Origin of the sequence: Piscibacillus salipiscarius JCM 13188 (genome assembly GCF_001311865.1) — a bacterium.
Taxonomy (GTDB): Bacteria; Bacillota; Bacilli; order Bacillales; family Alkalibacillaceae; genus Piscibacillus; species Piscibacillus salipiscarius.
On record NZ_BBCD01000003.1, the window covers coordinates 130428 to 150958 of the forward strand.

At 37.4% G+C, this 20531-nt stretch carries 23 protein-coding genes and 3 pseudogenes; 4 read left to right on the top strand and 22 right to left on the bottom strand.

What is annotated here, in order from left to right; genetic code table 11:
• Positions 1–152 precede the first annotated feature (152 nt).
• From JCM13188_RS03415 to JCM13188_RS03460, 10 genes and pseudogenes are all read right to left on the bottom strand, one after another.
• The gene (locus tag JCM13188_RS03415; protein ID WP_054752138.1) at positions 153–530 is read right to left on the bottom strand and encodes a VC0807 family protein; all 378 of its coding nucleotides are present in this window, start codon (positions 528–530) and stop codon (positions 153–155) included.
• Positions 531–533: 3 nt separating this feature from the next.
• A complete protein-coding gene (locus JCM13188_RS03420) occupies positions 534–1562 on the bottom strand; it encodes an ABC transporter permease (protein ID WP_054752140.1) in 1029 nt (342 codons plus the stop codon).
• Between the two features lie 285 nt (positions 1563–1847).
• The gene (locus tag JCM13188_RS03425) at positions 1848–2471 is read right to left on the bottom strand and encodes an ABC transporter permease (protein ID WP_054752142.1); all 624 of its coding nucleotides are present in this window, start codon (positions 2469–2471) and stop codon (positions 1848–1850) included.
• A gap of 4 nt (positions 2472–2475) precedes the next feature.
• Positions 2476–2898 (bottom strand): ABC transporter permease, encoded by a 423-nt coding sequence (locus JCM13188_RS03430; protein ID WP_054752144.1) that lies wholly within the window; start codon positions 2896–2898, stop codon positions 2476–2478.
• 12 nt (positions 2899–2910) lie between these two features.
• On the bottom strand, positions 2911–3843 hold the full coding sequence (locus JCM13188_RS03435) for an ABC transporter ATP-binding protein (protein WP_054752146.1): 933 nt from the start codon (positions 3841–3843) through the stop codon (positions 2911–2913).
• 100 nt (positions 3844–3943) lie between these two features.
• Positions 3944–4579 carry a response regulator gene (locus tag JCM13188_RS03440; protein WP_054752147.1) on the bottom strand — a complete coding sequence of 212 codons (636 nt, stop codon included), beginning with the start codon at positions 4577–4579 and terminating at the stop codon, positions 3944–3946.
• 1 nt (position 4580) lies between these two features.
• Complete coding sequence (locus JCM13188_RS03445; RefSeq protein WP_054752148.1) at positions 4581–5042, bottom strand: sensor histidine kinase; 462 nt, start codon at positions 5040–5042, stop codon at positions 4581–4583.
• Entirely contained in the window at positions 5021–5578 is a 558-nt protein-coding gene (locus JCM13188_RS03450; protein WP_054752149.1) for a histidine kinase, read from the bottom strand. The genes JCM13188_RS03445 and JCM13188_RS03450 overlap by 22 nt, the downstream gene beginning before the upstream one ends.
• Before the next feature lie 216 nt (positions 5579–5794).
• Positions 5795–7209, bottom strand: a pseudogene (locus tag JCM13188_RS03455) (hypothetical protein).
• Positions 7210–7460: 251 nt separating this feature from the next.
• The gene (locus JCM13188_RS03460) at positions 7461–8027 is read right to left on the bottom strand and encodes an NADPH-dependent FMN reductase (protein WP_054752150.1); all 567 of its coding nucleotides are present in this window, start codon (positions 8025–8027) and stop codon (positions 7461–7463) included.
• A 281-nt stretch (positions 8028–8308) separates the two neighbouring features.
• Between JCM13188_RS03460 and JCM13188_RS03465 the strand changes: the two genes are divergently transcribed.
• Complete coding sequence (locus tag JCM13188_RS03465; protein ID WP_054752151.1) at positions 8309–8818, top strand: sigma-70 family RNA polymerase sigma factor; 510 nt, start codon at positions 8309–8311, stop codon at positions 8816–8818.
• A gap of 360 nt (positions 8819–9178) precedes the next feature.
• Here JCM13188_RS03465 and garR read toward each other — a convergent pair whose 3' ends face one another.
• The 4 genes from garR to JCM13188_RS03485 form a co-directional block, all read right to left on the bottom strand.
• Complete coding sequence (gene garR / locus JCM13188_RS03470) at positions 9179–10039, bottom strand: 2-hydroxy-3-oxopropionate reductase (protein ID WP_054752153.1); 861 nt, start codon at positions 10037–10039, stop codon at positions 9179–9181.
• A 13-nt stretch (positions 10040–10052) separates the two neighbouring features.
• Positions 10053–10328, bottom strand: a complete 276-nt coding sequence (locus tag JCM13188_RS03475) for a YciI family protein (RefSeq protein WP_054752155.1) — start codon at positions 10326–10328, stop codon at positions 10053–10055.
• 17 nt (positions 10329–10345) lie between these two features.
• The gene (locus JCM13188_RS03480) at positions 10346–10573 is read right to left on the bottom strand and encodes a CBS domain-containing protein (protein WP_279401320.1); all 228 of its coding nucleotides are present in this window, start codon (positions 10571–10573) and stop codon (positions 10346–10348) included.
• 118 nt (positions 10574–10691) lie between these two features.
• Positions 10692–11045, bottom strand: coding sequence for a hypothetical protein (locus JCM13188_RS03485; protein WP_054752158.1), 354 nt, complete (start codon positions 11043–11045; stop codon positions 10692–10694).
• A gap of 335 nt (positions 11046–11380) precedes the next feature.
• On the opposite strand from JCM13188_RS03485, the gene JCM13188_RS03490 reads away from it, so the two are divergent.
• From JCM13188_RS03490 to brnQ, 3 genes are all read left to right on the top strand, one after another.
• A complete protein-coding gene (locus JCM13188_RS03490; protein ID WP_369404797.1) occupies positions 11381–12358 on the top strand; it encodes an SDR family oxidoreductase in 978 nt (325 codons plus the stop codon).
• 453 nt (positions 12359–12811) lie between these two features.
• A complete protein-coding gene (locus JCM13188_RS17770; RefSeq protein ID WP_279401321.1) occupies positions 12812–12964 on the top strand; it encodes a hypothetical protein in 153 nt (50 codons plus the stop codon).
• Between the two features lie 569 nt (positions 12965–13533).
• Positions 13534–14859, top strand: coding sequence for a branched-chain amino acid transport system II carrier protein (brnQ, locus tag JCM13188_RS03495; RefSeq protein ID WP_054752160.1), 1326 nt, complete (start codon positions 13534–13536; stop codon positions 14857–14859).
• A gap of 49 nt (positions 14860–14908) precedes the next feature.
• On the opposite strand, the gene JCM13188_RS03500 is transcribed toward brnQ, so the two are convergent.
• From JCM13188_RS03500 to JCM13188_RS03540, 8 genes and pseudogenes are all read right to left on the bottom strand, one after another.
• On the bottom strand, positions 14909–15532 hold the full coding sequence (locus JCM13188_RS03500) for a class I SAM-dependent methyltransferase (protein WP_054752270.1): 624 nt from the start codon (positions 15530–15532) through the stop codon (positions 14909–14911).
• A gap of 4 nt (positions 15533–15536) precedes the next feature.
• A pseudogene (locus JCM13188_RS03505) lies at positions 15537–16006 on the bottom strand (8-oxo-dGTP diphosphatase).
• Between the two features lie 125 nt (positions 16007–16131).
• Positions 16132–16696: pseudogene (locus JCM13188_RS21670) on the bottom strand (SbcC/MukB-like Walker B domain-containing protein); the annotation flags it as partial.
• Positions 16697–16782: 86 nt separating this feature from the next.
• The gene (locus tag JCM13188_RS03520) at positions 16783–17265 is read right to left on the bottom strand and encodes a hypothetical protein (protein ID WP_054752166.1); all 483 of its coding nucleotides are present in this window, start codon (positions 17263–17265) and stop codon (positions 16783–16785) included.
• A 320-nt stretch (positions 17266–17585) separates the two neighbouring features.
• Positions 17586–17816 (bottom strand): hypothetical protein, encoded by a 231-nt coding sequence (locus JCM13188_RS03525; protein WP_054752168.1) that lies wholly within the window; start codon positions 17814–17816, stop codon positions 17586–17588.
• Positions 17817–18274: 458 nt separating this feature from the next.
• A complete protein-coding gene (locus JCM13188_RS03530; protein WP_054752170.1) occupies positions 18275–18832 on the bottom strand; it encodes a hypothetical protein in 558 nt (185 codons plus the stop codon).
• A gap of 35 nt (positions 18833–18867) precedes the next feature.
• Positions 18868–19218, bottom strand: a complete 351-nt coding sequence (locus JCM13188_RS03535; protein WP_054752172.1) for an AAA family ATPase — start codon at positions 19216–19218, stop codon at positions 18868–18870.
• Positions 19219–19231: 13 nt separating this feature from the next.
• A complete protein-coding gene (locus tag JCM13188_RS03540; protein WP_054752174.1) occupies positions 19232–20398 on the bottom strand; it encodes an exonuclease SbcCD subunit D in 1167 nt (388 codons plus the stop codon).
• Positions 20399–20531: the final 133 nt, after the last annotated feature.

A 20531-nucleotide genomic window follows, 5' to 3' on the forward strand; every position in this document is an offset into this window, starting at 1 on the left:
CAATTTAAGATAAATTAACATTTGACCATAACCATCTACACCATATGCTTGTAACAACCAAGATTTAAAGTAACTTTGAAAAATACCACGAATGACAAACAATGCCGTCAAGAGTTGGTATAATTTAAAAATTTCTTTTTTCTTAAACAGATTTAAACTATTTTTCGCTCATAGCCTTGTAAATAAGCAAAATCAACTGCTAAATACAATGCTAATGGTTTCTTAATAAGCATAGAAAAAAGGAACACTCCCGCAAAAGCATATCCAAGATAGACTTGATTCCAAAGCATTGCCTTAGCATCTGGAGATAAAATATCCACCATAGTTGAGATCAATAAAGTAGTTATTACAAACATTCCAGTAATATTAATTTGCCTTTGCTCAATGAATCGATAGACAGTGTAAAGAAAACCTGGAAAAGTAGATAATAAAATAGCGTAATAGTCTCCCATTAGATCTCTACCATAATTCCATATAATTAACGGGATTACCAGATAAAATAGAATGTCATAGCCTGCGTGCTTTTTCATAACCTAAGACCTTCTCTCCATTAAATTGATGCCCACCCCGATACATAAGACTCCGATGAAAACTAAAATAGCAAGAGAATCATATATATTCGATATTTCTTGACCGAACATCGTTACGGATTGAAGGGCCTCCATGGCATAAGCGATAGGGTCTATTTTTGCGATAGCTAAAATAAAGCGATTACTTACAATTTCAAGTGGCCAAAATGCACCACCAATCATTGCCATACTTACTGACACAATCGGTATGACTGCGTTTAATTGTTGATAATTTTTAACCAAACCAAGTACTAACATAGATAACGCTACGATCGCAAAGACAAAGCAAGCAACCGTCAATAATACCGCTTGCATTTGATCTCCCACTTCAAACCCAAATAAATACTTAAACAAAAGTATGACTGAGACAATCTGAACAAAACCTAACAAATAAGAAAAACTCATATAGCCTAAATACACTTGCCACTTTTTAATAGGTGACAAAATGATACGATTCATTGTACCTGTTTGCTTCTCAAGGGCGATTTTACCTAAGCTAAACATGATGGTATATAAAGAGAAGAACAGAGTCATTCCAAATAATGTTTGCAGTTGCTGATTATAACCACTAGAATCCTCTTCACCCTCAATGACTCTATTGACTGTTAAAGTCGGTTCAGTCAAAGATTCGTTTACCTGTTCTACAAAAGCTTTAGGATCCTCAACCTGTATTGCCGCTTCACTCAGTAAATTTTTACTAGACATGTATTGATAAAATACTTGATCAAGAGAGTACATTTGGTTATTCTCTGCCATCATTAAAATACGGTAATCGTCTTTCATGAGCCTCACTGCGTAGTTATATTCACCGAGAGCCACTCCTTCTAAAGCTAATTCTTCATCTTTTTGGACAAATTTAAAGGTATCCGTCGATTCATTTAATTCATCGATCCAATGCTCTTTATTTTCGATGTCACCTTGAAAAAACACCGGTACAGTTATTTGCCCTGTTGCATTAAACCCACCCATGACCATAACAAATACGATCGTCATTAATATCATTGATCCAGTGAGAAGTGGTTCTCTTTTTAGCCGTTGCCATTGTAGTTTAAAAAATTGCTCTCACCTAAACCACCCTCTTTCTTGGATAAATCACAATACTTATAATTGTTATCACTAAAGACATAACTAGAATTTTGATCAATGGTGTTGCAATGTATTCGAATCCTAACCCCTGGGACCATTGTAAATAAGCAGTTAATGCAAGACCGTTTGGCGTCCAATTACCTAATGAGTTTATTATGTCAGGAAGTTGCGTTTTTGGTACGAAACTTCCACCTAAAAGGCAAATACACTTACGCCAGCACCTGCGAAAAAACCCGCAACAGATAAACTGTTTGCTCTCATTACAATGGACGTCAATAAGACTGCAATTGCCCCGATGCTAATTGCAAAAACAAAAGTAATCAATCCAATTCCTAATGCATCCACGATCGATATAAATTTAAAAGATTGATATACAAACACTGATATCATAATTAATATAGAAAGCTGAATTATGACTAGAATAGCACTCGATAACCCTTTTCCAGATAAGTACAGTATAGGACTTCTACCTGCTAATATAATTCGGCTAAACGTATGTCTAGTATTTTCATTAAAAGCTTTTGTTGCGATCGTTGACGCGATATAAAGTGCAAACATTACGGCCATCGCAAACGTATAATACTTTAGCGCAGACATGGCAGGACGTTCGGTTACATTCTCTCTTCCGCCAATTTGTCTTGAACTAGTTTGATAATCTACCGTCACTCCATTTTCTGCTGCTACTTTTTCGACTGCAGAAGTCAAATTAAGCTGGGAGACAATTAGATCAACCACATCTTGAAAAACAGTACTTGTAAAAACATTGTGATCTCCCGATTTAATGACTAATTCTGGACCTGACCCTTGATCAAGCAAAAGTTTATTTAACGTTTTTATACGTAAAATCCTTTGGAATTGTTAGAATAGCAACGACTTCTTCATCACGAAGAGCTTCCTCTGCTTCTTCTATATTCAGATGACTAATCTGGTAAATATCAGTTCCTTTTATTGCTTCTTCAATAATGGAAGTAGGGTTAAATGTTTGAGCCGCTTCAGACAATTCTTTAATTGCTGGTGATGGTAATCCTTCTAACCCTTTAATAAAACGTTCAGAACCTTCTTCAACTTGATCTTCTTGAACGATTGCTATTCTAGCTTCAATCGCATCCGTACTTCCACCCATAACACTTCCTAATGCGAAGCCTAAAATGGCAGTCAAAATTAAGGGCATTAAGAGTAGAACTGCCAATTCTGTACGATCTCGCATCAAGACGAGGATGTCTTTTTTTAAGAAATTCCACATAGCGTTCTCCCCTTAGTCCCTTAAATTTCGTCCAGTTAAATGTAAAAATACATCCTCTAACGTTGGCACCTGAACATTAATACTACTAATTTGAGTTTCTAGTTGTTCAGCTATTTGAAAAATAGTTCCAAGCATTCGCGATCCCTTAGGAACAATTAATTTAATTGCTTTTTCTCTTTCAATCACTTGAAGGATTCCTTCGACACTCTTAAGTTGTTCAACTAATTCAGGTTCATCTCGATCAAGTTCAATAAGGATCGCTTCTTCACTTGATAAAATACTTGTCAGCTCATCTTTAGTTCCCGTAGCAATGACTTTCCCGTAATCCATGATGTAAATACGATCACACAGCTTCTCGACTTCCTCCATGTAATGACTTGTATATAGTACCGTCATTCCCTTTTCCTCATTCAACTTCCGTACCATCTCAAGAATATAATGACGCGATTGTGGATCAATACCGACTGTGGGTTCATCCATCATAATAATTTCCGGTTCATGAAGCAGAGCGACGGCTATATTAATACGCCTCTTCATCCCACCTGAATAGGTTTTCACTAGCTCTTTCTGCCGTTCTTTTAACCCCACGATTTCCAGTACTTCATCAATCTTTTGATCAAGCTGTTTACCTTTAATACCGTAGATCTTTCCGAAAAACTTCAAGTTTTCACGTGCGGTTAACTCTTCATATAGAGCGATTTCTTGAGGAACCACACCTAACACATTACGAATTAACGAGGGGTTCTTAATGACACTCTCTCCATGCCACTTCACCTCACCTGCTGTTGGTTTAAGTAAAGTTGATATCATTGATATAGTTGTTGATTTACCAGCTCCATTAGGTCCAAGTAGACCAACTGACTCCCCTTTATCTAAATATAGATTGACATCATCTGCGGCAATATTACGTTTATATACTTTTCTCAAATCCACCGTTTCTAACATGTTCCACTCTCCCTATCATTCAACTTACCTTTAATGTATAAAAAGAAGACAGTGTAAACACTGCCTCTAGTCACAAATCATCGTGACTTAAGTCACTTTATTAAACGATGTCATTTTTTATCGCAAAAATAGCCAATTGAGTCCGATCTCGAAGATACAATTTATCTAACAAAACACTTATATTATTTTTAACGGTCCCTACTGATAAAGCAAGTTCGTCAGCAATTTCTTTATTGTTTTTACCTTCACCAATACGTTTTAAAATATCTGTCTCTCTTGGTGTTAACTCGTGCTGTAATTTGGGTTTAGCTTCTTTGTGATCAAATAATCTAGGGACGACTTTAGCTGCTACTTCACCTTGTATTTGAAGTCCACCACTCAGACAACTTTTAATAGACCTTATCAATGATTCTGCATCTGCATCTTTTAACATGTAGCCATGCGCACCAATTCTTAAAGCTTCTAAAGCATATTCATCATCATTAAATGTTGTAAGCATTAACACTTTCATGTCAGGCCATCGTTCACGAATGATTTTTGCCGCTTCAAGCCCATCCATAACGGGCATTCTAATATCAAGTAGGGCCAAATCAAACCATTGTTTCTCACAAAGCTCTATAACCTCTTTTCCATTACGAGCTTCACCTGTGACTTGAAGGTTTCCGTCCGTTTCAATCATCATTTTTAATCCTTGAACGACAAGTGACTGATCCTCAGCAATGACTATTCGTGCCATTTCACTCACTCCCTTTTTCCTTCAATGGTATCGTACCACGTAATAGAAAACGATTTTGGTAGATTCGCACGTCTAACTCTCCACCTAAGCTTGAAAGTCGCTCACGCATCGACTTAAGTCCAAACCCTTCTTGAAAATCTTCGTGTTCTTTAACCGGGTTACTTACCTCAAATCTAAACACACTCTCACCTGGCGACTCGAATAGAATTGACACTTCCCTTTGTGCGCTATGTTTCATCACATTCGTTAATGCCTCCTGGATCGCACGGTAGACGACGACAGCTTGATCCACTGTTAAATCAGAGCTAAATGCTTTATGTTTTGCTGAAAAGTGAATTCGTATATAATTCTCAGCCTCTAGCTTTCTTATAAGCCTAACAATTGCCGTTAATCCACCGACATCTTCATGATCCATCGCCTTTACAGCACTTCTCGTCTCTTCTAAGCTATCTTTTGCGAGCATTTTAAGTTCGTTAATTTTGTTTTGGTATCACCGACTGACTCCATGCGCGTAACCTCTAATTGCATAAGTAAATTAGTTAACTTATGTCCAACTCGATCATGGATCTCACGGCCAATTTGCGTACGTTCTTCCTGTCTGGCTAATTTTTCATCTGTTGCTGACTTAAGTTTTATTTTTCGATATTCGTGCAAAAGCGCTTGGTACCTGGAGTCCGCATCATTCAATTGAGTAAGTTTTTGATAACTACTAAACGAAACAACCAGTGCAAAAACGGCATAAATGATCGAAAAAGTAACCGAAATTGGCGATAAAAGAATGATGTTAACCGCTATTAAACTTCCAGCTATATAAACTGCCCATCCTTCCAAACGATAGACTGTCTCTCCTAATAGATATGTAAACGTTAAGATTTGTAGTGCACTCACCTCTTGCCAGAATACAAGTGTCGTAATGACTGAGGCTGTTACAATTCCCGTTATAGTTATATACTTATGATATTTTAGTGCAGGTAGTAAAAAATAACGGCAAAGAAACAAGCACTCCCAAAGTATTGGAAGGCTCTAATTTGAGATAAATCCCCTAAGCTGAAGCCCCAAACGACTAATAGAATTCCAATCCAAATCCATAATAAATGTTTTTCCATCTGATCACCTTACCATTTAATACATCTATCATACCATTTTAATTTAAAAACCTATTAGATTTTTAAACTAAAAAACTACCCGAACAAGTCGGGTAGTTAAGTTAAATATCTACCAAATCCAAAGAGCTATTAGTGTCGAAACGATTAAGCCCAACATAACGGGAATAAAGTTTTTCCTAGCAAGTTCTAGTGCAGATACACCACAGAAGCCCGCGACAGCAACTAGTGATGACCAAGCAACAATCGTACCGCCACCTGTCCAGATGGATCCCATTTGACCAATTGCTGCTAAGGTGGATGGCTCGAGTCCGCCATTAGCCAGTGCACCAGATAAAGCGCCTGTTAATGGAAGTCCTGAGAACCCAGACCCATCAAGACCTGTGATGATTCCTATGATGAGGATTCCAAACGCCGTTAAGAACGCACTTTCAGGAATGGCATTTTGCCCTGCTTGAACTAAATCAAACAAGAATGCTGGTGGATCAGCTTCTCCCATACTTAAAATACTTCCTGCAAAGTCACTACTTCCTAGAAAGAAGAAACCTGCAATCGGAATGACGGGCCCCATTGCTTTAAAAGCAAATACAAATCCACTAACAATATGCTCGCTGACTCGGTCTAATGCTTTGACCTTACCATAAGCCATGGTTGCAAAAGCGAGTAAAATGACAGCAACTCCTCCAATTAAAGCTGCACCATCTCCACCTTCAAAGCCCCCAGATCTTCCTCCTTCAAACTTGGTGTATACCATAAAAATCATAACACCAAGCATAGCTAAAGGTACCAACACTGCGAAAAACTTTTGCCATTTTTCGCTTGTCGGCGCAACATCTGCTTCTTCTTGACCAGGTAAATTTTTTACATTTTCAAGATTTATTGGGTCGTTTGGTTTGCGTATTTGTTTTCGCATGGTCAGATAAACAAATGTAATGGCTACAATACCTGTTATAAGAGATAGAATTAATGCTTTATCAGCAACCACAGCTGTTTCAACTCCTGCAGCAGTAGCACTTAGCATTGGCGCGACTTGAATGACATAGTCAGAAGCTAGTGCCATTCCTTGCCCTGCAAGCGCCATGACCATGGCCGCTCCCATTATTGGCATTCCTACCCTTACAGCTGCAGGAATCAGTAAAGCTCCAATTAACGGAACTGCAGGTGTTGGCCAGAAAACAATGAAATAACAAACGTGCTACCTACTAACACCAAGAAAGCAACGTGTCCATTTGTCATAATTCGCTGAACCGGCGCAATCATTTGTTGATCGGCTCCAAGATCCTTTAAAGAATGTAATAACGCAACCATAAATGTAATGATTAAGAAGATACTGAAAAGCTCTTTTGCAGCCGTTAAGTTCGCATTAAAGACAGCGGTAAATCCCGTCACTAAGCTACCTTTATAAACCCAAGCGACGAGAAATGTTCCAAGAAGCGTCGGGAGCACAACGCCTTTCCTGAACACCATTGTCAAGATGACGACTAATGTAACGAACGCATATAACCAATGCGCTAAAGTTAGTTCCATATTGATGTCCCCCTTTTGGAGCATCATATGTACAAATGCCTATATTGGTGCGAGTACATAATAGGGAGGTGCCTAGCAAAATTCCTAATTTATCTACCCCATTTCGTGAATTATCCACCCCACTTTGATATATATCTACCCCGAAATTTGTCGACGGAGTACAAATCGCCCTTTTATCAACCCCAAAATTTAGTTTATCTACCATTGAATAAAAAAATCCAACCGCCACTCGTGCGGTTGGATTTTCAAATTTAAACAGATACGGTTTCTTTTTTATAAGCTTCTGCCATTTCAATCAAACGTTTGATTAAATTTTGCGTTGTTTCTAAATCTTTACCTTCAAGGTTAAAACGACCATCTTTCATTTTGTCACCAGCAAAACTACACATTAAGCGCGGTTGTCCTGGTACATCGACATCCATGTGGCTTAATACCTCTCGTAAATGCAGCTGAGCTTTTAACGTACCACCTTGTCCAGGTGCGGCTCCCATTACTCCTGCTACTTTACCTTTAATAGAACTTTGCCCTGCTGGTCGTGACAGCCAGTCAATCCCATTTTTTAACACCCCTGGAATCGAACCATTATATTCAGGTGTTGAGAATAATAGAATATCAGCTGACTCTACTTTTTCCTTAAATGCTTTTACACTCTCCGGCACAGGCTTTTCCTGATCCTGGTTAAATAAAGGAACATCTGAGTAGTCCACATATTCATACTCAACATGACTTGGCACCTGTTCTGATACAAAATCTAGCAACTTTTTATTAATGGATTCGTGTCTATGACTACCACTAATACCTACAATCTTTAAACTCATTTAATTCACTCCTGCCTACAAAATACTAGATTCAATCGTAATCAATTGACCTCATGAAAAGCAAGTTTTTTTGCTTCCGCCCTATTTAATTTTGCATGCGATTATATGTTTGAAAACTAGTTTTCGAATTTTAACTTTTCGTTATGTTTTTTAGCTTTTTTGCTTAAATTGCCGAGAAAATTGAATTTTCTAATGAGGTTAATAAAATTTTTCTCTCTAAAAGTAAGATGACAAGTAGTCGATTTCACTCTATCTTAAGTTTTATGAAGAGGGGGATAGATATGGAAGGTTTGTTACAAAAGCAGACAAAAGACTTTAGTGAGATCTTAGCTGAATATGAAAGTATGATTTACCATTTAATTCATAAATTGAACATCCAAGACAGAGACGGTGAGTTTTATCAACAAGGACTTATTGCTTTATGGGAATCTTATCAAAAGTTTTATGGCCGCGACTCATTCCCAAAAATTACATACATCACGATCCGAAGCAGACTCATTGACTTAATACGTAAAAAAAGCCGCTTAATTGAACATGAAACGATCAGTGAATTCTTCCAAGAAGAAGCTGTAAATGATTCCAACATTGAAAACTTCGATCCATTATTTTGGGATATGGTAAAAAACGCATTAACAGAAAAGCAATGGGTTTATGTGCAAAAGCGTATTATTCAAGGAAGAGGCATTAAGGAAATCGCATACGAAGAAGGCACGACAACAGATGCGGTTAAAGGCTGGGGAAAAGAAGTGAAACGTAAACTCAAACCAGTTCTAAAGCCGTATTTAATATAAATGACGACCGATGTCAGATCGGTCGTTTTTTTATTGGTCTGAAGTCAAAATCCGACTTGAGGTGGATGCGAATTCAACCTTAAATACGTTTTGCCAAGGCCTAGACCCGGGTAAACTATAAGTGAACAAAGAAAAAAGGAGGCCAAAGATTATGTATTTATTTGACACGCAGTTACACAGCGTCATGTACAAAGAGCGTTATCGACGATATGAAAAGCAACAAGAGCAAGCTCGTAAAGCTAAACACCGACGTTAACCCCCATTATTTTCTTAAAGAGAGGAGTTAAGATGTGATTTCTATTGTCGATAGCATAACGTGAAAGTCCCTTCAACCACTAATTAGAGTTGAAGGGACTTTTTTTAAGTGTGCATGTTTTCAAAGTACCTCAGAATGGCAGAGTGATCTTCTTGACCATAGCCTTCATTTGATAAAGTCCTAAGTGCGTCCTGCATCAATTGACTTAATGGTAATGAAACACCTAATTCTTCTGCCGTTTCCATCACATTGTTTAGATCTTTTAAGTGTAAATCAATTTTAAACCCTGGCTTAAAGTCACGCTCAATCATCATCGGACCTTTAGCATCCAACACGGTGCTACCAGCAAGTCCACCGCGAATCGCCTGATGAATCAGCTCTAAATCAACTCCCATGTTTTTCGCTAACACAAATGCCTCTGACACAGCCGAAATATTTAATGCCACGATAATCTGATTAGCTAACTTCGCTGAATTCCCTGCTCCAACATCTCCAACGCGAACGACTGACCCTGCCATAGATTCTAAAATGGGTTTACATTTCTCGAACGTTTCTTCATTACCTCCAACCATAACTGACACTGTACCTTCGATGGCTTTAGGTTCTCCACCACTAACTGGAGCATCTAAGAAGCCAACCCCTCGCTCTTTTAGAACCTCCGCTATCTCTTGACTTGCTATTGGGGCAATAGAACTCATATCAATGACAGTCGCCCCTTGCTTAAGTTTATCTTTAATCTCATCAATGACCGCTTTTACTTCTGGTGAATTAGGCACCATCGTAATAACTACATCTGAAGTTGACGCCAATTCTTTATATGTATTTAATACCGTTGCACCAGCTTGTTTCAGCTCCTGATTCGTTTCGTTTTTAGAACTTGAAACAACAATGTCATAGCCAGTTTTAATCAAGTTCTTACACATAGGTTTCCCCATTATTCCTAGACCAATAAAACCGATTTTCATGACGATCTCTCCCTTAATCAAAGTTGTATTCTGACACTAAGTCCCATTCGTGTATCTCGTACTCACGTGCACCTACATGAATATATGGGTCCTGCTCAGCCATGTCTATTGCTTCATCTAAACTATTAGCTCTATAGATGATTAATCCTCCTGCTCCATCTGTAAACCTGCCATTCATTAAGACCTTCTTCTCTTGCCTCATGGTTTCAAGAAAATCTAAGTGTTGCGGGCGATATTTCCGGCTCTTCTCCTCATCCTTCATAGTTAAAAAACAAGCAAAATATTTCATATAAAATCCCCCTTCCTTTAAGGTATATCAATTATATCCCATGCCGAAATGATACCCAATAATGACTCGTCGGGTTTTCCGTGGTGGGTTATTAATACGGCATCAATCCGATCCTCTTTATTTACTTGGTCCTTAAAAATATCTTCTGCTTCATAAATGGATAAATCTCTAGAAACAAACTTATAATTTTCTGTTCCTTCTTCATAGTTCAAAATATCTTCTAGTGTTGTCTCATTACGCGACAAGAGATCCTCATCCACCGTCTCTGCTAACCAGTTTGTAATGCCATTGGCAGTCAGTAGTCCTTTAAATTCTTTCCCATCATAAACTGGAAACTGAGAATATGAGTATCTTTAATTATATTCAGGACATCGGCAAGCGAGTCTGTGACAATAAAAGATTTAACTTCTTGGGAAAAGGTCGGTATAACTTTTTTGGTTCAGTTAGCTCGTTTAAGATCTTTTCGATTTTTTCTACAGTCGAATCGTGAGGCTCCGCGATGACATATTCAGGGTCTGTTCGTTCGTGAACAATCGCATTTCGCAATACCGCAAATTCCAATAAATCTTCCTTGAAACGATTCACAATACGATTGTTTTTACCTACTTGATGAACCGCTTTAGAAAAACCAACATGCTGACCATTCTGATTCATTTCATTACTTAAAAACTTCTCAATCTGATTAAACGCAATGAGATAACGTTCAGAGTTCTTCATAATGTCTCTCCAATCTAAACCATACTCTTTCTATTTTTCTCTATTTTACTAAATTCATTAAAAAGCGCTAAAATCCTTTCTAAAGTTAGAAGGAAAAAAGACACACTATATGGAAATAAGTGTTAACACAGTTAAGAGACGTTAGTATAAATGCACTACTTGTCAAAGACGTTAAAAGGCATTTTAAAGAATATAAAATGAACAAAGAAAGAAGGCGTCAAGCTAATGGCAAATTACTTCTTTACAGGCTTTCCAGGTTTTATCGCAAACAACCTTATTAGACAGCTTATTGAAGATCAACAACCTGAGTCAATTTTGTTTTAGTATTACCTGAAATGATGGATCGAGCTGAAGAAGAAATTAACAACATAATTGATGAAAAGCAGATTAGTCCTAATTTAATTCATGTGGTACCTGGTGATATTACCAAACCTAATTTGGATATGGATATTACTTATCAAGAGCTTTTCATCAACAACATTCATTATGTATTTCATCTTGCTGCCATTTACGCTTTAGCTGTTCCAAAGTCAATTGCTTTTAACGTAAACGTAAGAGGAACTCAACAGGTAAACGAGTGGGTCAAAACACTTAACCATCTTAAGCGTTACGTCTATTTCAGCACGGCTTATGTCTCTGGAAAACGTACTGGAAAAATACTTGAAACTGAACTCGACTGCAGACAAGAATTTAAAAACCATTATGAGCAAACAAAATTTGAAGCTGAAGTTTTGGTTGATCAATTAAAAGTTAATATACCAACGACGATTATTAGACCCGGAGTTGTCTGCGGGCATTCTAAAACTGGAGAAACCATTAAATTTGACGGTCCTTACTTTATGCTTAATTTAATGGATGCTCTTAAAACATTCCCCATACCTTATATCGGTAAAAGTGATGCTTATGGTAATTTTGTCCCAGTTGACTATATTTTTGAATCCACTATCTATTTAGCTCACGCAACCAAAGGTGAAGGGAAAACCTATCACCTCGCAGACCCGAACCCATACCGCATGAGAGAGGTTTACTCAATGTTAATGCAGGAATTCCTCGGGAAAATGCCTAAGTGGACAACACCTTTAACTTTAGCAAGATTAAGTTTATCTTTAAGCGTTACAAGAAAATGGTTACGAGTTGAAAAAGAATCTCTTGATTACTCTCGCTTATTAGCTGAGCATGATTGTTCTCAGGCCGTTCAAGATTTAAAGGGGTCTGGTATTAGTTGTCCAGATTTTAAAGAAGTCGTCCCTGCAATCGTTCAATTTTATCGCGAACACAAAAACCATCCACAATATCAGATCAAGATAGATTAATTCTAATGTCGAATGATGCACTTATACACAGAGAAAGAAAGACTTTTTTTGCATTTTTATGACAAAATCAACAAACATACACACAAATTGTTAATAAACCTGTGTATAGATGGGGACAAATCCACATAATCTGGGGATAGTTTTAATAAACTTGAGGATAAAACTATTTTTCACAAACAATTGTTCTTAGCTTCTGTGGATAATTAAGGTTTAGTTTTAATTTTATTGTGGAAGATGTGAATAATCTGTTTATAACTTAACAAAGAAATTTATTTAGTTATGTGCACTTGGATGACAATCCAGGTGTCTTTTTATGTCAAAATAACTTACTAAACATTAGTCTGAGTTCAAAATCAGCCTCCAGCAGGAGCTAATTTCAATCTTGATACTGTTAAGAAAAATTCGAATACACCGTACACTAATATTAAGAATTAAGTACTGGAGGAAAACGATATGAACGATCTTTACAATGCTTATAAATATAGAGTTATAGAAATAAGAGATGAATGTATTGAACAGCAGAAGCATTATAGACCTATTAAAAAACAAAGGCAACAAAATACCCGCAGCAATTGGTTCAAAAAACGCCTAAGAAAATTAGCATAAACGAAAGAGTATTGGCCTCCCCCGATACTCTTTCTGAACAAATTGTGAACAAAAGCGGTTACATTTATAAAATCAGACTTAAGGCTGAGACTAATTAGTTGCCTTAGCATTTATCGAGTAATATAATGACTGTTGGCTTTAAGGAAATATTAGCCATAGGAGGGATTTTAATGTTTGATATTAACTCAACTACAACACGTATTAAAGACTTACGTGATCAATACATCCGTGAACAAAAATACAACAAGAAACAAAAATAAGTAACTTTTCATACAATGCAATTAATTATTTGAAACCCACGAAAGATGGAAGGATACACCTTCCCTTTCGTTTAATATAAATTTTCTTAATATTACAATAAATATACACAATTCACCGCCTTCTATATGGAGGCTTTATGCATAATTTTCTTTTTAAACCTAAGTCATGTAACCGTTCACAAATTTGTTTTTTTAAGTATTAAAATGTTTTTGCAATTTTGAATAACCTGTGTTAAATTCTTTTAGGACGTTAATTATCTAAAATATTATTAAAAAATTTCAGATATTTCTAACTTTGGAGGTTTCTTTATGGCAGCACGAACTTCATCCATCATTGCAATTGGATTTATGTTATTCGCATTATTTTTTGGAGCAGGGAACTTAATTTTTCCACCTATGCTAGGTCAAATGGCTGGACAGAACTTACTTCCAGCTAATATAGGTTTTGTCATTACTGGGGTCGGCCTTCCTGTATTAGCTATTTTAGCACTAGCCTTCTCAGGTAAAGACAACTTGCAATCTCTTGCTAGCCGAGTTCACCCAATTTACGGGATTACGTTTGCTAGCTTACTTTATTTAACGATTGGGCCCTTATTTGCCATTCCGAGAACGAGTACTGTGGCATACGAGATTGGAATAAATCCTTTTATGGACGGACAAGCTGAAACGATTCCTTTAATGGTTTTTTCGATCGTATTTTTTGCTGTCACCCTATATTTCTCACTTCAATCTCAGAAGCTAGTTGATATCATAGGTAAGCTTTTATCACCATTTTTATTAGTCTTAATATCTATTTTAGTCATTACAGCGATTGTTAACCCAATTGGTATGATACAACCACCAGTTGAAAGTTTTACTCAAAACAGCTTCTTTAAAGGTTTCCAAGAAGGTTATCTGACCATGGATGTCTTAGCTGGATTTGTATTCGGGATTATAGTCATTAACCTCCTTAAGGAAAGTGGCTCAACTAGTAAACGAAGTATTATGTCTAATGGTTTAAAAGTAGCTCTTATTGCAGCCGTATTACTTGGGATTATTTATTCATCATTAGCATACCTGGGCGCAACGAGTGTTGAAGGCATTGGATATTTAGATAATGGTGGAGCGATCCTAGCTAGTTCTTTTGACTATTACTTTGGAACATTTGGCTCGGTATTACTTGCCTTTATCGTAACAGCTGCCTGTTTAACAACAAGTATCGGATTGATTACGGCATGTGCGTCATACTTTAATCAAATCATGCCAACGTTTTCTTATAAGCAGTGGGCGATTGTATTTACAGTTGTCAGCACTGTATTAGCTAACTTTGGTCTAAATAATATTATAGAATTCTCAGTACCTGTACTATCATTCTTATATCCATTAGCTATTTGTTTAATGGTTCTAACATTCTTACACCCACTTTTTAAAGGGCGTACAGCGGTTTATCAGTTTAGTATTTTATTTACGTTTATCGTTAGCTTAGTTGAACAACTAAATTTATTAGGTGCACCTGTTAATGGCATTCATGAATGGTTCTCAGCAATACTACCTTGGTACACGGTGGGATTAGGCTGGATTGTCCCGGCCATCGTTGGTGGAATAATAGGCTATTTAATTAGCACATTTAAACATGAACCGAAAGTTTCAGTTTAGAAATAAAGGGCATTGAGTTACGACTCAATGCCCTTTTTATGACCTAAAATTAGTTCACTTTTCGCAGAATAACTGATTGAAACTCTAGATCTCTTCCAATCACTTCTTTCGAGATTATATTGAAATACTCAATCTCAAATATTGTTGATAGAATTTCCCTAAGCTCGTTTGCCTCGAAGAAAGAAAAGAATCGTTTTGGTCTATAAAAATCCTCTTCCCATATCCCTTCATGATTATAGCCACCGTACACTCCCATATAAAAAAGAGCCCCGGGGTTCATCACACGTTTAATTTCTAATAAGACGTCTCTTAATTCCTGTTTTGGAACATGTAATAAACAGTTTAATGCCCATACAGCATCGAATTGTTCATTGGCAAATTGTAGGTTGGAGAAGTTCATCACTTCTGCTTCCAAACCTTTGTTTCGGCAGATTTTAACCATCTCTGGTGACAAGTCTGTACTAAAAGTAGCCAACCCTTGCTGATTAAAGAACTGACTATCTTTACCTGGCCCTGCACCAATTTCTAGTAAATTAGTAACCTTTTCATCACTTAAATATTTCATAAAATTTTCTCGTTCTCTAACCTTCCACTCTTGTATTTGATTCGAGTCTCGTTCACTTGCTTTCTGATTATAGGACTCTAGCAATTGCTGAATATAATTTACACTCACGGTCTCACCCACCCTTATGTTTTTTCATTATTACCTCTTTAGGTCCTTCATCCCAATGAGTTTGAATTTCAAATGTTCCAGGTTCAAAAAATAAATCAAACGTCTTCTTATATCATCTTGCATAGGTAGGTGTTTAGCATCGTTAATTTTCACCCAATTGAGTTCGCCTTCTGGTGGATTTTCTATAAGTTCACCTTCAAAGTGATCTGTCCAATAATTAAACATGATATAGCGCGCTTGACCTTTGGGGTTTACAAACTCTGATATCCCTTTAAACGTTAGATTATGTACACTAAGACCTGTCTCTTCTTTCACTTCTCTAATTGCTCCATCTACGAAACTTTCAGGGAACTCAACAAGGCCACCTTGTGGAATAAACCCTTTAAAATCATCATGCTTACGGTCTAATAACAAAACATATTCACCTTTTTGAATCATGACAACCGTCCAAAATTTATATCTAATTTCATTCATCTAACTCCCCCAAACAAGTTTCGAACTCACTAATAATCTAACCTTTCATTATTTATTAATTGTATTTTACCATAATTTTGAACCTAAAAATAAAAACGCCCCAACAAAATGTTGAGACGCTTTCGCTATTTCAATACAAATTGAGTTTCACTATACCCATCGCGTGATTTGTTAACTTCTAAAACTGCTGGAATGGCTGTTTTCAGTTCTTGCACATGTGATATAACACCGATGGTTCGGCCTGACCGTTGCAAATCAATTAGCGTGTCAATTGCTTTGTTTAATGACTCATCATCAAGCGAGCCAAATCCTTCATCAATAAACATCGTTTCAATAGACACGCCACCTTGGAAGCTCTGAATGACGTCAGACATCCCTAAGGCAAGACATAATGATGCGTTAAACTTCTCTCCACCCGATAACGTTTTTGACGTCTCGGTCCTGTCCAGTATAGACATCATAAACATCAAGCCCTAAGCCACTTTGACGACCTCTCGCTTCTTGACGATCACTTCTTTTAAGATAAAACTGTCCGTTTGAAAGCCTTTTTAACCGTTCGTTGGCCGCATCTACAATTTGTTCTAGGTACTCAATTTGTAAATAACGTTCAAATGAGATTTTGCTATTATTTTGGCCTCTAACGACATCGTATAAATCTTGAATTCTATTAAGCGCTTTTTCCTGTTCATCAACCTGTTTTCCTGCTTCAATAACACGTTCTTTTAAACTAACAACATCTTGTTGATACTGAACAGTAGCGTTATATTGCTGCAAGGCTAATTCATAACCTTTTGTGCTTCATTTACTTTGTTTTCAAAGCCCTCTATATCAACGCGTTCTTTTTCAGACAGCCAGTCACGTAACTCGCTAATTCTCGATTGAACCGTAGCTTGTTGCTGTTTAAATGATTCAATACGGTCCTTCATGGCCTTGCGTTCTTCTTCAGTCCTTTTGGCATTGCGATAGTCAGTTTCATTTGTAAAACCACTTTGCTCTAAAGCCTGGTTAAAGGTCTGTTCTGCATTCTTTAATTTAGTTTGTGACTCTTCTAAATAATACGTTGCATTCTGCTCATGTGTACTAGCTTTTGCAATGGTTTCACGAGCTTGATTTAGATTCTTTTGAGCTTCATCCCATGCTTGATGTAGCTTCTCTTTAGTCGCCTCAGCTTCTTTTAATTGACGAACTAACTCACCTGGTTCCCGAACTTCTTTGGGAACAGACTCTAGTAAATGTTCATAGGTCGTTAATGCGTTCAAGCTCTAACTTCTTGGTGTCCTGCTGCTGACGAATATTCTCTCGATCAGCTTCTACCTGTTTCAATTCATAAGACAATTCATTCAATTGTTCTCTTTTTGTTTTGAGCTCTTTAGATCGTTCACTTAATCGATCTACTTCTTCTCTTAACTTCTTGCCACGTTCAACTAATTGATGATAAACCGTTTCTGCCTCTTCAGGTTTTATATCATATGTTTTAGTGCCTCAGCTCTTTCGTTCACTTGACTCTCTTTGGCTTTTAATTTGGCTACGATTTCTGTATAAGACTGATAAGCTTGATCGTACTGTAATTTTGCTTGATCTAATTCTTCTTTGTTGGTGTATGAATCGCTATTTCGGCTTTATGTGGATGTTCAGTACTTCCGCAGACAGGGCAAGGTTCTCCTTCGTGAAGATGTTCTGCAAGTAAACCAGCTTGACCATTAACCCACGCTTGTTCTTTTTGCTCAAAAGCCTGTTTTGTTTGTTTATAGACTTTTTCCTCTGATTGTAAGTTGCTCTTAATTTGTTCAAGCTCTTTCTTAACTTGCATATAGGATTTAGCCTCTTTACATTGATCACGCAGTAGCTGCAGACTCTCTTGTTTGGTTGATAAATGGTCAACCGCTTCTGTTGATTCACGAATGTAAGTTTCTAGTTTATTATGATCTTCTTGCTTGTTGGTAAGTTGTTTTTCAATCGTTTGAAAGCGAGCTTGAAGTTCCTTAACTTGCCGCTCAGCCTCATCAACTGTTTTCTTCTTCGCCTTAAGATCTTCTACTTTAGGCTTTATTTCTGTTAATCGATCAACTAACTGGCTGACTTGTTCGCGTTCAGTTTGTTTGCTTTCTTCTAGTTTATATTGAGATTCGGCTCGTGTAAGTGCCTCGTTTGCTGTTTTTAATGCTTGCTCTGCATCTGCCTTCGTTCGTTTTTTCTGTTCTGCATCTTGTCTGAGCTCTTTTACATAAGATTCTTTTACCTCAATCTGACTAGCGCGCTCGCTTTTTTCTAATAAACTTGAACGTGATCGATCTCAGATTTTTGAGCTTCAAGTTCAGTCTGTTTTTGCTCAAAATGGGCAAGTTCTTCAAACTTTTCATTTAACGCTTTTGCTGCTTGATACTGATCCTGAACATCTTGAGCATGTTTTTGCGCCTGACCTTTTTTCTTTAATGTCTTATCGACCTGATGACTATAATACTCAGCTTCTTCCCCTAATGCTTCAACTAGTTGATTTATATTAAAATGCTCTTGAGACAGCACATTCACAAGCTTAGAATCTTCACGCTCTGGTAATTTCGAACGGATCTCAGCTACGTAATGATCTCTCATTTGCTCAATACGCGAAAACTCTTCTTCTGCTTCTTTTCGTTTATTGTTAAGACGTTCGGTGATTTCTTGATAAGGATACGTTTGAAAAATACGTCTTAAAATCTCTTCTTTATTTTCAGTTTTGGACGTCAGTAGTTTTCTAAATTCACCTTGCGGAAGCATCACGATCTGGGAGAACTGATCTTTCGTTAAACCAACAATCTCTTCTACTTTTTGATCAATTTCAGATTTCATCTGGCGGTCAACACAAGGTGTTTCACCACTGTCATCTATTTGATAGAATTCATACTTTTCCCCTGTGGCCGTTTTATTACCTTTTTTACATGGCCAAGCTGACGTAACACGCGGTACTGTTTACCGTTTAGTTCAAAAACAAGCTCTACACTTGTGTGTAGATCGTCATCCGCAAAGTCACTTCTTAACATTTTAAAATCTTGGCGGTCTTCACCACTTGCTGAACCGTACAAGGCAAAACAAATCCCGTCAAAAATCGTTGTTTTCCCTGCTCCAGTTTTTCCAGAAATAACGAATAAACGATTTTCTTCTAAGTTTGTAAAATCGACAACTTCACGATCTTTGTATGGTCCAAAAGCAGTCATCGTTAATTTTACCGGCTTCATTAACAGTCCTCCCTTACTTCGTGAGTGCCTCTCGTTCTTTTTTAAGTACATCATCTAGTACTTCTTTGAAAACCTCTTCTGTTTCCTCACTCGGCTCTTCTCCCTTTACTTCTTCATAAAACGCTTTAAACAGCTCAAGGTCACTCTTCTTATGACGTTCAGCTTTTTTCTCTGTTGATCCCGGATTATTAGGACTTAATAAAAGTTTGCGCTCAACATGCATCGCATTTGGATAAACTGAGCGAATTTTTTCCATTGGATACAATACAGGCGTTTCATCTAAAAGCCGCACAAATACATAGTCTTCACTTACTTCGTGAGTCAAGAGCTCGTCCATCGTTCCTTCAATAGTACGCATATCACGTCGCGGTTTAAGCTCACGCTTTTCAACAGTCGTTGAGCCATCAGCTTCAAGGTCAACGATTAAAAAGCCTTTTCGGTGGTTTTCTTCTGAGACCGAGTATTTTAAAGGAGAGCCTGAATAACGTATTGTTTCATTTCCAACATGGTGGGCTTGGTGTAAATGACCCAATGCTGTGTAATGAAATTTTTCAAAATGCTTAGCATTAACATGTTCGGCACCACCAATGGAAAGCGGCCGTTCAGAATCACTCGTATTATCTTCTGGTTTCCCAAAAGGCGTAACGAATTGGTGGCCGATGAAGACATGCCTCGCATCTTCGTCCATATTGGCTTTAATTTCTGTGACAATACGCTTCGTCGCTTCATCGTGACTTCGAACATCATCATCTTCGAAGAGATGCCTAACCACACTTGGATCGACGTAAGGAATAAGATGGAAATACACCTCACCATGTTCATCCGATTTAATGACTGGTTCGAGTTTCGGCGTAAGTTGACCAATGATATGTAGACCGTTATCTCTCATGATTTTAGATCCAAAATCCAACCGCCCTGGGCTATCATGGTTACCAGCGATAGCTAAGACTGGAATGCCTATGTCAATGACGATTTCCTTTAAGATATCATCTAACAAATTGACCGCATCCGTTGGTGGTACGGCACGATCATAAAGGTCTCCAGCAATAATGACCACATCCGGTTGTTCCTCACGCACAGCTTCAACAAACTGCGATAACACATACTTTTGATCCTCAGTCATATAAACTCCTTGAACGAGTTTTCCTAAGTGCCAATCAGCAGTGTGGAATAGTTTCACGATCCTCATCCCTTTCTATTAATCTAATATCTATTTTAACATGTGATGAGTGGTAGCTATATGAGAAAAATCTGGCTACCATAGTCATTCATTTTAGTTCAGCGCCTCGGCCTTAGTAGATTCATAAATATTT